The sequence below is a fragment of the Sphingopyxis sp. EG6 genome, assembly GCF_003609815.1.
GTDB lineage: Bacteria > Pseudomonadota > Alphaproteobacteria > Sphingomonadales > Sphingomonadaceae > Sphingopyxis.
Window position 1 is genome coordinate 1279715 of the sequence record NZ_AP017603.1, and the last position, 14655, is coordinate 1294369.

Annotated in this window: 18 protein-coding genes; 12 read left to right on the forward strand and 6 right to left on the reverse strand. The window is 64.0% G+C overall.

Annotated features, from left to right (window positions below; translation table 11 throughout):
- The first annotated feature begins 48 nt into the window (after positions 1-48).
- Positions 49-501, forward strand: a complete 453-nt coding sequence (locus SPYCW_RS06325; RefSeq protein WP_120216085.1) for an Lrp/AsnC family transcriptional regulator — start codon at positions 49-51, stop codon at positions 499-501.
- A gap of 162 nt (positions 502-663) precedes the next feature.
- Positions 664-1650, forward strand: a complete 987-nt coding sequence (locus SPYCW_RS06330) for an LLM class flavin-dependent oxidoreductase (protein WP_172595434.1) — start codon at positions 664-666, stop codon at positions 1648-1650.
- A 112-nt stretch (positions 1651-1762) separates the two neighbouring features.
- Here SPYCW_RS06330 and SPYCW_RS06335 read toward each other — a convergent pair whose 3' ends face one another.
- Entirely contained in the window at positions 1763-2689 is a 927-nt protein-coding gene (locus SPYCW_RS06335; protein WP_120216087.1) for a cation diffusion facilitator family transporter, read from the reverse strand.
- The gene (locus SPYCW_RS06340; RefSeq protein WP_120216088.1) at positions 2686-3126 is read right to left on the reverse strand and encodes a hypothetical protein; all 441 of its coding nucleotides are present in this window, start codon (positions 3124-3126) and stop codon (positions 2686-2688) included. The genes SPYCW_RS06335 and SPYCW_RS06340 overlap by 4 nt, the downstream gene beginning before the upstream one ends.
- 144 nt (positions 3127-3270) lie before the next feature.
- On the opposite strand from SPYCW_RS06340, the gene SPYCW_RS06345 reads away from it, so the two are divergent.
- The 6 genes from SPYCW_RS06345 to queE all read left to right on the forward strand — a co-directional run bounded on the left by SPYCW_RS06345 (position 3271) and on the right by queE (position 8344).
- Positions 3271-4458, forward strand: coding sequence for an aspartate aminotransferase family protein (locus tag SPYCW_RS06345; protein WP_120216089.1), 1188 nt, complete (start codon positions 3271-3273; stop codon positions 4456-4458).
- The gene (argF, locus tag SPYCW_RS06350; RefSeq protein ID WP_120216090.1) at positions 4458-5381 is read left to right on the forward strand and encodes an ornithine carbamoyltransferase; all 924 of its coding nucleotides are present in this window, start codon (positions 4458-4460) and stop codon (positions 5379-5381) included. The genes SPYCW_RS06345 and argF overlap by 1 nt, the downstream gene beginning before the upstream one ends.
- Positions 5382-5391: 10 nt before the next feature.
- The gene (gene hslO, locus SPYCW_RS06355) at positions 5392-6306 is read left to right on the forward strand and encodes an Hsp33 family molecular chaperone HslO (protein ID WP_232014853.1); all 915 of its coding nucleotides are present in this window, start codon (positions 5392-5394) and stop codon (positions 6304-6306) included.
- A 116-nt stretch (positions 6307-6422) separates the two neighbouring features.
- On the forward strand, positions 6423-6827 hold the full coding sequence (locus tag SPYCW_RS06360) for a DUF3617 domain-containing protein (RefSeq protein ID WP_120216092.1): 405 nt from the start codon (positions 6423-6425) through the stop codon (positions 6825-6827).
- Between the two features lie 196 nt (positions 6828-7023).
- Positions 7024-7707 carry a 7-cyano-7-deazaguanine synthase QueC gene (gene queC / locus SPYCW_RS06365; protein WP_120216093.1) on the forward strand — a complete coding sequence of 228 codons (684 nt, stop codon included), beginning with the start codon at positions 7024-7026 and terminating at the stop codon, positions 7705-7707.
- Between the two features lie 4 nt (positions 7708-7711).
- Positions 7712-8344 (forward strand): 7-carboxy-7-deazaguanine synthase, encoded by a 633-nt coding sequence (queE, locus tag SPYCW_RS06370; RefSeq protein ID WP_120216094.1) that lies wholly within the window; start codon positions 7712-7714, stop codon positions 8342-8344.
- A 3-nt stretch (positions 8345-8347) separates the two neighbouring features.
- On the opposite strand, the gene SPYCW_RS06375 is transcribed toward queE, so the two are convergent.
- Positions 8348-8689 carry a hypothetical protein gene (locus tag SPYCW_RS06375; protein WP_120216095.1) on the reverse strand — a complete coding sequence of 114 codons (342 nt, stop codon included), beginning with the start codon at positions 8687-8689 and terminating at the stop codon, positions 8348-8350.
- A gap of 9 nt (positions 8690-8698) precedes the next feature.
- Complete coding sequence (lipB, locus tag SPYCW_RS06380) at positions 8699-9352, reverse strand: lipoyl(octanoyl) transferase LipB (protein WP_120216096.1); 654 nt, start codon at positions 9350-9352, stop codon at positions 8699-8701.
- A 132-nt stretch (positions 9353-9484) separates the two neighbouring features.
- Here lipB and SPYCW_RS06385 point away from each other — a divergent pair, with 132 nt between their 5' ends.
- On the forward strand, positions 9485-10231 hold the full coding sequence (locus SPYCW_RS06385) for a glycerophosphoryl diester phosphodiesterase membrane domain-containing protein (RefSeq protein ID WP_120216097.1): 747 nt from the start codon (positions 9485-9487) through the stop codon (positions 10229-10231).
- 80 nt (positions 10232-10311) lie between these two features.
- Positions 10312-11175: a hypothetical protein gene (locus tag SPYCW_RS06390; RefSeq protein WP_145985949.1), complete on the forward strand. Its 864-nt coding sequence runs from the start codon at positions 10312-10314 to the stop codon at positions 11173-11175.
- A 58-nt stretch (positions 11176-11233) separates the two neighbouring features.
- Here SPYCW_RS06390 and hemF read toward each other — a convergent pair whose 3' ends face one another.
- Both hemF and SPYCW_RS06400 read right to left on the reverse strand, forming a co-directional pair.
- Complete coding sequence (gene hemF / locus SPYCW_RS06395) at positions 11234-12094, reverse strand: oxygen-dependent coproporphyrinogen oxidase (RefSeq protein WP_120216099.1); 861 nt, start codon at positions 12092-12094, stop codon at positions 11234-11236.
- A complete protein-coding gene (locus SPYCW_RS06400; protein WP_120216100.1) occupies positions 12091-12549 on the reverse strand; it encodes a tRNA (cytidine(34)-2'-O)-methyltransferase in 459 nt (152 codons plus the stop codon). Before SPYCW_RS06400 ends, hemF begins: the two co-directional genes overlap by 4 nt.
- Positions 12550-12771: 222 nt before the next feature.
- On the opposite strand from SPYCW_RS06400, the gene petA reads away from it, so the two are divergent.
- A complete protein-coding gene (petA, locus tag SPYCW_RS06405) occupies positions 12772-13329 on the forward strand; it encodes a ubiquinol-cytochrome c reductase iron-sulfur subunit (protein ID WP_120216101.1) in 558 nt (185 codons plus the stop codon).
- A 13-nt stretch (positions 13330-13342) separates the two neighbouring features.
- Entirely contained in the window at positions 13343-14629 is a 1287-nt protein-coding gene (locus SPYCW_RS06410) for a cytochrome b (protein WP_120216102.1), read from the forward strand.
- The last annotated feature ends 26 nt before the right edge of the window (positions 14630-14655 follow it).

Here is a 14655-nt window from a genome sequence, read left to right on the forward strand (position 1 = left end):
TGCTTCGGGTTGCAAACTTTGGCGGCTTTGCGATAGGAATCACAATCTATGACCAAGATTGATGATATTGGCCGCAAGATATTGTACGAACTGTCGCGCGACGGGCGAATCTCGAACCTCGACCTCGCGGATCGCGTCGGGCTGTCACCCTCGGCCTGCCTGCGACGGGTGCAGGAACTGGAACGCAGCGGGTTGATCACCGGCTATCGCGCCACGATCGACCCGGCGAAGCTGGGGCTGAACTTCCTCGCCTATGTCACCGTCGGGCTTTCGACCCACACCAAAAAGGCGCAGTCCGACTTTGAATCGGCGATGTCGCTCGCGCCCGAGGTGCGCGAGTGCCACAATGTCACCGGCGCGATCGAATATCTGTTGCGGATCGAGACCGCCGATCTGGCGTCGTACAAGCATTTTCATACCGAAGTGCTGGGGGTGCTGCCGCAGGTGCATTCGATCAGCACCTATGTCGTGATGGACTCCACCAAGGACGAGCGGGCGTAGCATACCGTCGCCCCCGCGAAGGGTGCCGGGAGTCACGTGCCTTCCGACACGGCCGCAGGCGGTTTACTCGGACACGTCAGGAAAGACCGCCAGCGGCCCCCGCCTGCGCGGGGGCGACGATGATGCCTTGAACCCGGCCCCCCAGCACCGCATATCCGTTTCATGACGAAACTTTCCTTCCTCGATCTCGTGCCCGTCACCGACACCGGCACGATCGCTCAATCGCTCGCCAACGCCGCCGATCTCGCCCGCCACGCCGAAGCACTCGGCTATGAACGCTATTGGGTCGCCGAACATCATGGCATGGCGGGCATTGCGAGCGCCGCGACCTCGGTCGTGCTGGCGCATATCGGGCAGGCGACGTCGACGATCCGCATCGGGGCGGGCGGGATCATGCTGCCCAACCACGCGCCGATGGTGATCGCCGAGCAGTTCGGCACGCTCGAGGCGCTGTTCCCCGGCCGCGTGGACCTGGGGCTTGGCCGCGCGCCGGGTTCGGACGGCATTGTCGCGCGCGCGCTGCGCCGCAACCTGGCGGGCGACGAGCGGCAATTCCCGCAAGATGTCGTCGAGTTGCAGGCGTTCCTCGCGGGCGACGACCGGCTCGGCATCCGTGCGGTGCCGGGCGAGGGGACGAATGTGCCGCTCTGGATATTGGGCTCCAGTCTGTTCGGCGCGCAGCTCGCCGCGATGCTCGGCCTGCCCTATGCTTTTGCCAGCCACTTCGCGCCCGACGCGCTCGACGAGGCACTCGACATCTATCGTCGCCAGTTCAAGCCGTCGGCGCAGCTTGCCGAACCCTATGCGGCCGCGGCGTTCAACGCCTTTGCCGCAGATACGCGCGAAGAGGCCGAACTGCTCGCCTCGTCGCAACAGCAGGCCTTTGTCGCGCTGCGCACCGGCAATCCCGGAAAGATGAAGCCCCCGCTGCCCGGATACAAGGACAGCCTGCCGCCCAATGCGCGCGCGATCCTGGACCATGTGTTGCAATGCTCCGCAGTGGGGACGATCGACGATATTGCCGCAGGGCTGCGGGCATTCGTCGCCCGAACGCGTGTCGACGAGGTGGTCATCGCATCGTCGATGTACGACCATGACGCGCGCAAGCACTCAATGGCGCTGACGATGGCGGCGGCGAAGCAGCTTTAGCGTTTAGCGGCGAAGCAGCTTTAGCGCTTATTCGTTATCCCGGCGAAGGCCGGGATCTCGCCCTAGAGTTATCTTGCGGCGATGAGATCCCGGCCTTCGCCGGGATGACCGATTAATTGACCGGTGAATCAGTGGCGACGGGGCGAAACGTGAGGCTCGCCAGCCGCCAAGCCAGTTCGTCGCCCAGCAGGTCTTTGGCGGTCGGAACAACGGTCGGCGGCGCGCAATCGACTTCGGCGGCGATATAGCGGCCCGTTTCGCGGAGCCGCACCTCGATGTCGCCGAACTGCTTTTTCAGCGCCTCGGTCAGCTGTTCGGCATCTTCTGACATATCATTCGAATCCAACGCACGCGGTGTCCCGTCGAGCAGTTCGGCGACCGCCTTTTCCAAGGCGCCGATCGCGTCCTTGATAATCGACAACGAAATGAACAGCGCTGCGGCGGCGTCGGCCCACCACCAGCCCAGACCGATGCCGATGATCCCGGCGATCCCGGCCAGCCCGGTCTGCCAGTCGGCCTTTTGCATCAGCGCGTCGGTGTGCAGAACCTTGTCGCGGATACGCGTCGCGATTGGGTGCTTCAGATGGCCGACGATCATCGGCGGCACGACCGAATAGGCGAGCGCGGCAATCATCAGCCACCCCAGCCAGATTGTATGGCCGAACAGCGTGATACCGCCGACGGTCGGATGCTCCTGGTGCACCAGCGTCGTAACGCTTTCATAGGCGAGGAAGGCGCCGACCGAGAGCAACGCGGTGGCCGCGACCAGAAAGGCAAGGCTGTTGGCGCGGCGATAGCCGAAGGGGAAGCGCCGATTGGGCTGCTTGCGCTCCCAGTGGGTGGACAGCAGGAAGACAATCGCGGGGACCAGGCTGAGCAGGTCTTCGATCACCGCCGCCTTCATCGCCTGACTGCTGCCCATTACCAGCCCCATGACGATGACGACGCTCGTCATCCAGGCCAGCGTCCACCATTCGAGCCGTTCGCCGCGGCGAACGTCGTCGACAATTGCGGCGGGGATGCCACCGTGAAGGCTCATTTCATCGTCTCGGCAATGGCACGGTCGGTGGCCAGGATAAGGGCGTTTTCGCCGTTGCGGCGGGCAAGGCGCAGAACCGGTTGCTTGCTGTTGTCGGGTTCGCTGCGCCCAACGGGTTTCGACAAAGCGACTTCGGCTTGCCATGGCGAGGCCTTGGCGAAATGGCCGATGACCAAGTCGACCTTGCCTTCTTCCAGCCAGTGCAGGGCATGGTCGCCGTGCGCGGATACGCGCGTCAGCCGCGCCTTGTGGCGCTGGGCATAGCCGCCGACCAAGGCAAGCGCGGGCGCCGCGTCGGGGGTTCCGGGAATTACGACAACCCGCATTTCGCCGCTGCGCGCGATACGGTCGGTGCTGCCCGACACATCGCGCGGCAGCCTGTCGCAGGCGGCGAGCATGAATAGGGCAAAGGGCAGGGGCCAAAGCTGCGATTTCATCCCTCGCGAACGCGGGCATTCGGCCATGGTTGCAACATAGCGCCCCGTGTTGACGCGCCTCGGGCGGCGGCAGTATAGGGACGGCCCGACCAAGGGCGGCCCGAACGGGGTCGCCTTTTTACTTTTGACTGAAAGGTGCCTGCCATGACGATCACGCCGCTGATGCCCGTATACCCCCGGTGCGGTGTGCGTCCGGTTCGCGGCGAGGGTGCGTATCTGATCGGCGAGCGCGGCGAGCGCTATCTCGATTTCGCGAGCGGCATTGCGGTGAACCTGCTCGGTCATGGCCATCCCCATCTGACCAAGGCGATTCAGGATCAGGCCGCGACGCTGATGCATGTGTCGAACCTGTACGGCAGCCCGCAGGGCGAAGCCTATGCCGCGCGCCTTGTCGAAAACACCTTCGCCGACACGGTGTTCCTGACCAATTCGGGCGCCGAAGCGGTCGAATGTTCGATCAAGACCGCGCGCGCCTATCATTCGAGCGCGGGCAATGCCGAAAAGCACACGCTGATCACCTTCAACAATGCTTTCCACGGCCGCACGCTCGGCACGATCTCGGCGACCAATCAGGAAAAGCTGCGCAAGGGTTTCGACCCGCTGCTGCCCGGCTTCGCCTATGCGCCGTTCGACGACATCAATGCCGCGCTCGATCTGGTCGACGACAACACCGCGGGCTTCCTTGTCGAGCCGATCCAGGGCGAGGGCGGTATCCGCCCCGCATCGCAACCGTTCCTGCAGGCGCTGCGCGACATCTGCGACAAGCGCGACCTGATGCTGGTGTTCGACGAAGTGCAGTGCGGCGTCGCGCGCACCGGTCATCTCTATGCCTATGAGCATTTCGGCGTGGTCCCTGACATCATGGCGAGCGCCAAGGGCATCGGCGGCGGCTTCCCGATGGGGGCGTGCCTCGCGACCGAAAAGGCTGCGCGCGGCATGGTCATCGGCACGCATGGTTCGACCTATGGCGGCAACCCGCTCGCCTGCGCGGCGGGGCAGGCGGTGCTCGACGTGGTGCTCGAAGAGGGCTTCCTCGAGCAGGTCAAGGCTACCGGCGAGCGGCTGCGCGGCGCGCTCGAACAGCTCATTCCCAACCACGACCAGCTTTTTGAAAGCGTGCGCGGCGTCGGGTTGATGCTCGGGCTCAAGCTCCGGTCGGACAGCCGTGCGTTCGTCGCGCACCTGCGCGACAATCACGGATTGCTGACCGTCGCGGCGGGCGAAAATGTCGTTCGCGTGCTGCCGCCGCTCAACATCGACGACAATCACATCGCCGAATTCATCGAGAAACTTTCGGCAGGCGCGGCGAGCTATACGCCGCCCGAAGCCTAATGCGGAACTTTCTCAACCTGTCCGACGCGGGCGGGGATGCGGTCGCGGCGATGCTGTCCGACGCGATCGACCGCAAGGCGGCGCGTGCGGGCTGGCCGAAGGCAAAGCCCGATAGCGACAAGCCGCTCGCCGACCATGTGCTGGCGATGGTGTTCGAGAAGAACTCGACGCGCACACGCTGTTCGTTCGACATCGCGATCCGCCAGCTCGGCGGCGTGCCGATGATCCTTGATGCCGGGACCAGCCAGCTCGGCCGCGGCGAGACGATCGCCGACACGGCGCGCGTGCTGTCGCGCTACGCCGATGCGATCATGATCCGCACCGACGATCATGCCAAGATTGAGGAGCTCGCCGAATATGCGAGCGTCCCCGTGATCAACGGCCTGACCGACCTGTCGCATCCGTGCCAGATCGTCGCCGACCTGCTGACGATCGTCGAGCAGGGCAAGGCACTGCCGGGGCTGGAGCTCGCGTGGCTCGGCGACGGCAATAATGTGCTGTCCTCGCTGATCGAGGCGGCGGGCCTGTTCGGCTTCCACGTTCGCGCGGGCGTTCCGCAGGGCTATGAACCTGATCCAGCTTTTGTCGAAGCCGCGCGCGCCAGCGGCTCGCGGATCGACATCGTGCGCGATGCGCGCGAGGCCGTGGCGGGCGCCGATCTGGTCGTGACCGACACCTGGGTGTCGATGGGGCAGGATCATGCGCACAACAAGGTCGCGGCGATGGCCCCCTTTCAGGTCGACGAACGGCTGATGGCGGGCGCCAAGGGCGACGCGATCTTCCTGCACTGCCTGCCCGCCCACCGCGGCGACGAGGTTGTCGATGCGGTGATCGATGGTCCGCAATCGCGCGTCTGGGACGAGGCCGAAAATCGTGTCCACGCGCAAAAGTCGATCCTGCTGTGGGCGCTGGGCAAGCTGTGAGTTTGGAATTGTGAGCGAGACCATCGAAACCTGGTTTGACCAGCCGCTGCTGTTCACCATCGCTGCGCGCCATGTGCGCGGGCGTCTCGTTCGGCTGGGGCCGACGTTGCGGACGATCATCGCGGCGCATAATTACCCGCCGGTCGCCGAAAAATTGCTCGCCGAAGCGCTGGTGCTGACCGTGCTGCTCGGTTCGACGCTGAAGGACGAGAATGGCCAGATGACGTTGCAGGCGCAGACCGGCGGCGGACCGGTCGAGCTGCTCGTGTGCGACTATCGCGCCGGCGAGCTGCGCGGTTATCTGAAGTTTGACGCCGAGCGGCTCGCCGAGGTCGGCCCCGAACCGACGCTGTTTGCGCTGTTCGGTGAGGGCTTCCTCGCGATCACCTTCGATCAGGCGACGACCGCCGAGCGTTATCAGGGCATTGTCCCGCTCGAAGGCACCTCGATCGGCGAGGCGGCGGAGCATTATTTCGAGCAGTCGGAGCAGATTTCGAGCCTGATCCGCCTCGCCGCACGCCACGACGCCGAGGCGGGATGCCTCGCCGGCGGCCTGCTGCTCCAGCATTTGCCCGAGGGAGAGGTCGGTCGCGACCGGCTCCATGTCCGTCACGACAATCCCGAATGGGAGCATGCGCGCACGATCGCCGCGACGCTGAAGGACGATGAACTCACCGATCCGGCAACGTCGCTCGAAACGCTGGCGTGGCGCTTGTTCCACGAGGATGAGGTGCGGGTCGAGCCCGGCGTGGCCGTATCGCGCGGCTGCCGGTGCAGCACCGGCTATTTCGCGGGCGTCCTGGCGCAGTTTCCTGAAGCCGAGCGCCGGGACATGGCCGACGAGAGCGACAACATCGTCGTCGATTGCGCCTTCTGCTCGCGCATTTTCCCGATCCCGCTAGCGGACATCGCTGCCCCAAACTGACGACGAAACGTCCTAATCCATCGGCAAACGGTTGAAAATCCGGGTCGGCATTGTTATCTCGGTCGAAACGGGGTCGCATTTCTGCCCGGATCCGGGCGTCCGATGGATAGGTGACAATGGCGATCTTCTCTCCCATTTTGCGATATTCCTTTGCCGTCGCCGCGCTGGCGGGAGCAACCGCGGTTCCCGCCCAGGCGCCGTCGCTCGCGATGCTTGACGGGCTTGAAAAAGGCAGCTGGCAGCTGCGCGAGCGCGGCAACGATGCGGTGCTGCAAACAATTTGCGTCGGCGACGCGCGGCGGATGATCCAGATCCAGCACCCGCGGGCGAACTGTTCGCGCTACATCATCGAGGATACGCCCAAGTCGGTGACGGTGCACTACACCTGCCCCGGGGCAGGCCATGGCCGCACCAGCATCCGCAACGAAACGAACCGGCTGGTCCAGATCGACACCCAGGGCATCGCCGACGGCAAGCCCTTTTCACATGCGATCGAAGCGCGTCGGGCGGGGCCATGCTGAACCGTCGGGCGGTGCTAACCGGTTGTTAACCATCCGGCGTTAGTCGGGACATGCGGCACACCGATGTGTGTCCTTCTCCCTAACGGCTTTCATGCCGCACTGGGCCGTGTGACGATCGTCGCGCGGCCCGTTTCTTTGGAAGCGCCGCGGCAAGCGGCCCCTTGCGCCATTATCGGCGCAGGCGTATCGGGCGCCGATGCACGATGTCGCTGGAAAAACCCTGATCGTCCTGTTGTCGGGCGGGCTCGACTCGATGGTGTGCGCCGGGCTCGCGCGCGAGGCTGGTGCGCGCATCGTCGCGCTGACGATCGACTATAACCAGCGGCACCGCGTCGAACTCGCATCGGCCGCGCGGATCGCGGCCGAAGTGGGCGCGGCCGAACATATTGTGTTGCCGCTGGATCTCCGCCGCTTCGGCGGATCGGCGCTGACCGCCGACATCGATGTGCCCAAGGACGGGGTCGGGGGCGACGTCCCGATCACCTATGTCCCGGCGCGCAACCTGATCTTCCTGTCCCTCACGCTGGGGCTCGCCGAAGCGCGGCAGGCGCAGGACATTGTCATCGGGGTCAACGCGCTCGACTATTCGGGCTATCCCGACTGCCGCCCCGAATTTATTCAGGGCTTCGAGAAGCTCGCAGCGCTTGCGACGCGCGACGGCGACAAGGGCGTCGAATTCCGTATTCACGCGCCGCTTCAGCATATGACCAAGGCGGACATTGCGGCCGAGGCCGCGCGGCTCGGCATGGACGCGGCGATGAGCTGGTCGTGCTACGATCCGACGCCGGAAGGCCTGCATTGCGGATCGTGCGACAGCTGCCGCCTCCGGTCCAAGGGCTTCGCCGACGCCGGTCTCGCCGACCCGACGGTTTACGCCTGATCCGATGACTTACGCCGTCAAAGAGGTTTTCCTGACCCTGCAGGGCGAAGGGGCGCAGGCGGGGCGGCGCGCGGTCTTCTGCCGCTTTGCCGGATGCAACTTATGGACGGGACGCGAGCAGGATCGCGTCAAGGCGGTCTGCCAGTTCTGCGACACCGATTTTGTCGGCACCGACGGGACATTGGGCGGCAAATATGCCGACGCCGGTGCACTCGCTGCGGTGATCGCCGAAAGCTGGGGGGCGGGGGACGAGGACCGCTATGTCGTGCTGACCGGCGGCGAACCGATGTTGCAGGTCGATGCGGCATTGATCGATGCGCTCCATGCGCACGGCTTCACGATAGCGATTGAAACCAACGGCACATTTGCGGTCCCGCGCAGCATCGACTGGATCTGCGTCAGCCCCAAGGCAGGCAGCGAATTGGTGCAGACGAGCGGCGATGAGTTGAAGCTGGTTTGGCCGCAGCCCGGCAGCGATGTCGCGCGGCTCGCGACGCTCGATTTCACCCATCGGCTCCTGCAGCCGCTCGACGATCCGGACGCGGCCAAAAATGTGCAGCGGTGCATCGAACTGGTGATGGCCGATCCGCGCTGGCGGCTTTCGCTCCAGACGCACAAGAGCCTGGGGCTGCGCTAGGTCTTATTCGGCCTTCTTCGCCGCGCTGTCAGCGGTGATTGCTTTTTTCGCCGCAGGAGCCGGAACCGCGTCGGGATTCTCGCTCGTTTCGGGGTCGGCGGTTGTTTCGTCGGCGTTGTCGGCGTCCGATTTTGTCGCTTCCTTGGCGGTGCCGTCATCGGGGACGCTGTTGTCGACCGCGGTACCGTCGGTGCTGGCATCGTCGAGGATGATCATCGAATCGCTGACCGATCCCGGCTGCACCTCCACCGCGTCGAGTTTGGTCGTCGATTTGCCTGCGGGGTCGCTGCTGCCACAGGCGGCGAGGGGCAGGAGCAGGAGCGAGGCGATAAGGGTACGAGTCATGCGCCGTTCCTAATCGCTCGGCCGAAGCTTGTCGAGAAAGGCGGGCAGGGCGCTGGCCAGCGCAGCATCGACGTCGGCGAAGGATGCCGCTTTGCCAAGATCGGCAAGGCTGGTGACGGGAAATTCGGCGATGCCGCACGGCACGATGCCGCCGAAATGGGTCATGTCGGGCGACACATTGAGCGAAAAGCCGTGGAGCGTGACCCAGCGTTTCACGCGGACGCCGATCGCGCCGATCTTGGCCTCGCGGCCATCGGGCGCGTCGGTCCAGATGCCGATGCGGCCGTCGGCGCGGCGGGCCTCGACGCCAAGCAACGCCAGCGCGTCGATCACCCAGCCTTCGAGCGCCGATACATAGGCGCGCACGTCGCGGCCGCGCCGCGTCAGGTCGAGCTGGACATAACCGACGCGCTGGCCGGGGCCGTGATAGGTGTAACGTCCGCCGCGGCCCGCGTCATAAACGGGAAAGCGGGGGTCGAGCAATTCGGCGGGATCGGCGCTGGTTCCCGCGGTGTAAAGCGGCGGATGTTCGAGCAGCCAGATCCGTTCGCCCGCTTCACCTGCGTGAATAGCGGCGGCGCGCGCTTCCATGTCGGCAAGCGCCGCGGCATAGTCGGTCAGCCCAGTTGACAGGGTCCATTCGGGGGATGGCAGACGGGTCATTGCGGCGCTTCCTGCCCCGCCGCGCCCCGCCGCGCAAGGCTCTGCGCGCAGATCGCCGACAGGGCTGGACAGACGCGGCGAACGGCGTCACCTTCGCAGGCAATCGGGGATCCAGAAAATGACGGGGTATCAATGGTAAAATTCGACATGGGTGCGGCGTGGGAAGACAGCATCCAATTGCTGAAATCGCATCCTGCCTTGATTGGTGCAATCGCAGGGGTGTTCTTCTTCCTGCCCGCGCTGGCGATCGCCTGGTTCGGCCCGGTACCCATCGAGCCGCCCGCGGGGGCGAGCGTCGAGCAGTCGATGGCGGCGCTGCAGGAGACGTTTCGGCAGCTGATCCCCGGCCAGATCATCGTCGCGCTCACTACGATCATCGGATCGGCGGCGATTCTCCGGCTGTGGCTCGCGCGCGGTGGGATCAGCGTCGGCGAGGCGCTGACTTTCGGGCTGATGTTCTTTCCGACCTTGCTCGCGGTGCAAATATTGTCGGGCCTCGCGATCGGTTTCGGGCTGATCCTGCTGATCATTCCGGGCCTGTATCTGGTCGGGCGCTTGACGCTGGCGGCGCCCAGCGTCGCCGACCGCAGCCTGTACAACCCGTTCGAAGCGCTGAAGACCAGTTGGGAACTCACGCGGAACAACGGCTGGGCGATCTTCTTTTTCCTGTTTCTGGTCACCATCGTGATTTTCATCGCCGCGATGATCGTCGGGCTGGTTGTCGGCGCCATTGCTGGGACGGGCGATGGAATCGGCCGCATGTTGGGCGGAGTGATCGAAGCGGGTTTCGGAGCGCTCGGTAGCCTCGTGTCGGTGGCGATTTCGGCGGCGGCGTATCGCCAGCTTGCCGTGCGATCGTCGAGCGACGTGTTCCAGTAAAGGGCTTCGGCACAGCAACGCTTCAGGATGAACGCTTTGGGGAATGGGGTTTAACAACGGGGGGAAGTGATATGATAAAGATGAGCATAGGGGCGGCCTTTTCGGAAACCTTTGCGTTTCTGAAGGCCAATTGGATGCAGATGCTGATGTGGGTTGGCGGCGCGCTGGTCGTCGTCGGGTTGCTCGGGTTCCTGTTCCTGGGTTCGACCTTTACCGCGATGGCGATGTCGCCTGCCGATCCGTCGGTGGCGTTCGGTGCGATCGGCAAGATTTTCCTCTTTGCCCTCATCGCTTCGGTCATTCTTTACGGCGTCTGCATGTTGATCTGGCGCGGCGGGATGCATCCCGGTGAAGCACCCAATTTTGCGTGGGCGTTTCAGGCCGGGCCGGCGTTTGCCTTTGGCATGTTTGTCGTGATGATCGCTGCCTATATCGTGATCTTCGTCGTCATGCTGATCTTCGCGTTGGTTTTTGGCGCGGCGCTGGGCGGCATGGGTGCGATGTCACCCGACGCCCTGGCATCGGGCGCGGTCGGCGGCGGCGCAATTTTCGTCATGCTGCTGCTCTACGTCGGCGTTCTGGTGTTCATGTTGTGGATCCAGTCGCGGGTTTCGGTGGCCGGACCCGTCATGGCAGATCGGCTGACGCGCAATCCCGTCACCGGCTTTGCCGAATCGTGGCGGATCACCGGCGCGTCGCAGTGGAAGATCGTCGGTTTTTACCTGCTATTTGCGCTTGGCATGCTCGCCTATCTGTTCGTCGCAAGCCTGATTTTCGGCGGCATTCTGGGGGCAATCCTGGGGGGCTCGGCATTCGGTGCGATGCTGACGATGATCGTGATGGCGGCGCTGGTCTATCTGCCGATCATGATGTTTTCATTTTCGATGCCGGTGGGGATTTACCGCGCGATCACGCCGCGCGCGGCGGGTGACGTTTTCGCCTGACCGGGAAAATTGAAGCAAGCGAGGGGCGCACCGGCGACGGAGCGCCCTTTTTGCTATTTCAGCTCCATTTGGCGAGCGGGGGTAGGCTCATCAGGATCGCGTCGATATTGCCGCCGGTCTTTAGCCCGAACAGGGTGCCGCGATCATAGACCAGGTTGAATTCGGCGTAGCGCCCGCGCCAGATCAGCTGCGCGTCGCGCTCGGCCTCAGAAAAGGGCAGGCCCATACGGCGCCGAACGATTTGAGGGAAAATATCGAGAAACGCCTCGCCGACCGCTTGGGTCAGCTGAAAGTTGCGATCGAATTCGGCGTCGTCGCCGCATTCGAGATGATCGTAGAAAATGCCGCCAACGCCGCGGTGGACGCCGCGGTGCGGGATATAGAAATAATCCTCGGCCCATTTTGCATAGCGTTCATAGACGTCGGGGCCGAAGGGCGTGCACGCCGCGCGCAGCCGCGCATGAAAGGCGTCGGTGTCCTCCTGATACGGAATCGGGGGGTTGAGGTCGGCGCCACCGCCGAACCAGCGCTTCGTCGTGACCAGGAAACGCGTGTTCATATGGACGGCGGGAGCGTGCGGGTTCGCCATATGCGCGACGAGACTGATTCCCGTGGCAAAGAAGCTGGGGTCTTCGCCCGCGCCGTGGATCGACGCGGCGAAATCGGGGGCGAACTGGCCGCCGACGGTCGAGACATTGACCCCGACCTTTTCGAACACCTTGCCTGTCATTACCCCGCGCACGCCGCCACCGCCTTCGCCGGGGGCGATCCCCACGGCTTCGCGGTCCCACGGGGTGTAGGCAAAACGCGCATCGCTGCCTGCCTCGGCCTCGATGCTCTCGAACTCGGCGCAGATTCGGTCGCGCAGCGATTCGAACCAGTCGCGCGCTGTTTGCTGCTGCGGATCGAGCGTGATCATGCCGGAAAGCCTTTCGTTTGCCTGAGCGCTTCGGCGAGCGCGATGCCAGCCGCGACCGCGACATTCAAGGAGCGAAAGCCCGCCTGCATCGGAATCGCGACCCGCGCCGCCGCGGCATCATGGACATGGGGGGGGACACCCGAAGATTCGGCACCGAGCAGCAGCACGTCTGCGGACGAAAAATCGAAGTCGGGCAGGGGCGTCGCGCCCGCGGTGGTCAGCAGGACCAGCCGGTGTCCGGCGGCCACCGCCCAGCTTTGAAAATCGCTCCAGTCGGCGTGACGACGGACGTTGGCGCGTACCGCATAATCCATCCCGGCGCGTTTCAATGCACTGTCGGAGAAGGGAAATCCGCAAGGCTCGATGATATGCGCGGGAACGCCGAAGCAGGCGGCGGTGCGCAGAGTGGTGCCGACATTGCCCGCAATATCCGGCTGAAACAGGGCGATTTCCATGGCTAGCCCTTAGCCGCGCGCCGGTGCGGAATCGAGGGCTTTCGCGGCGGCGTCATACATCGGTCAAAGAAGGGGAAATTGCCTGTTGGCAAGCCCGGACTGTGCGGCTATCAGGCCCGCAATTCCCGGAGGGGCCGCCGGGGCGTGCCATTTTGTGCGCGCGTCGCGGGGCGGCCCGACTTTCCGAGAACTTTGTCAGTTCACCCATGCAAGGGCAGTCGAATGGCCAGTGAATCCGAACTCAATGCCGGCATCGAAGATGGCGTGCGTCGCCGGGACTTCATCAATATTGCGGCAGTGAGTTTCGCCGGGGTTGGCGCGGTGGCGGTGGTGCTGCCGCTGGTCAACCAGATGAATCCGTCGGCCGACGTTCTTGCGCTGTCGACCACCGAGATCGATGTTTCCGCCATCCAGCCCGGTCAGGCGATCAAGACCAGCTGGCGCAAGCAGCCGGTCTTTGTCCGCAACCTGGTCGAAAAGGAAATCGCCGAAGCCAAGGCGGTACCGCTCAGCGATCTGCGCGATCCGCAGACGATCGACGAGCGTACCAAGCCGGGCAAGGAAAACTGGCTGATCACCCTTGGCGTTTGTACCCACCTCGGCTGTGTGCCGCTTGGTGCGGCGGAAGGCGAGAACAAGGGCGATTTCGGCGGCTATTTTTGCCCGTGCCACGGTTCGCACTACGACACCGCGGCGCGCATCCGCAAAGGTCCGGCGCCGACCAATCTGGTGGTGCCGCCTTATGAATTTACCAGCGACACTGTCGTGACGATCGGCTGAGGAGCGAGATAAGATGAGCTTTCCCTGGGCCAAACCCTATGAACCGAAGCATCCGCTGATGAAGTGGATGGACGAGAAGCTGCCGATTCCGCGTCTGGTCTATAACGCCACCGGTCCCGGCTATCCCGTCCCGCGCAACCTCAACTATTTCTGGAACTTCGGCGTCCTCGCGGGCGCCGCGCTGATGATCCAGATCATCACCGGCATCGTGCTGGCGATGCATTATGCTGCCAACGTCGGGGTCGCGTTCAATTCGGTCGAGCATATCATGCGCGACGTCAACGCCGGCTGGTTCATCCGCTATGCGCATATGAACGGCGCGAGCATGTTCTTCATTGTCGTCTATCTGCACATCTTCCGCGGCCTCTATTACGGTTCGTACAAGGCGCCGCGCGAAATGGTGTGGCTGCTCGGCGTCGTGATCTTCCTTCTCATGATGGCGACCGCCTTCATGGGCTATGTGCTGCCGTGGGGCCAGATGAGCTTCTGGGGCGCGCAGGTAATCACCGGCTTCTTCTCGGCCATTCCGCTGGTCGGCGAGCCGGTGCGCCAGTGGCTGCTCGGCGGCTTCGTCCCCGACAATGCGACGCTCAACCGCTTCTTCTCGCTCCACTATCTGCTGCCGTTCGTGATCCTGGGTGTCATCATCCTGCACATCTGGGCGCTGCACATCCCCGGGTCGAACAACCCGACGGGCATCGAGGTGAAGGATGAACAGGACACGGTCCCGTTCCACCCCTATTACACCGCGAAGGACGGTTTCGGGCTCGGCGTATTCCTGCTGGTGTTCGTCGCGCTGACCTTCTTCAGCCCGAACATGTTGGGTCATGCCGACAATTATATCCCGGCCAACTCGCTCTCGACCCCGGCGCATATCGTTCCCGAATGGTATTTCCTGCCTTTCTATGCGATCCTGAAGGCCTTCACCTTCAACTTCCTGTGGATCGATGCAAAGCTGTGGGGCGTCATCGCGATGTTCGCATCGATCGCGCTCTTGTTCTTCCTGCCCTGGCTGGACAGCTCGCCGGTGAAGTCGTCGACCTATCGCCCGCTGTACCGCATCTTCTTCTGGGTGCTCGTCGCCGACGTGCTGCTGCTCGGCTGGTGCGGCATGCAGCCCGCCGAACAGCCGTGGGTGATCCTCAGCCAGCTGGGCGCCATCTACTATTTCGCCCACTTCCTGGTCATTCTGCCCATCGTTTCGCGGATCGAACGTCCGTTGCCGATGCCGAATTCGATCACCGAAGCGGTTCTTGCCAAACATGCCCCCGACGCCGCGTCGGGTCCGGCAGCGGCCTGAGCGCCAGACTTTAACAGGAGCTGATA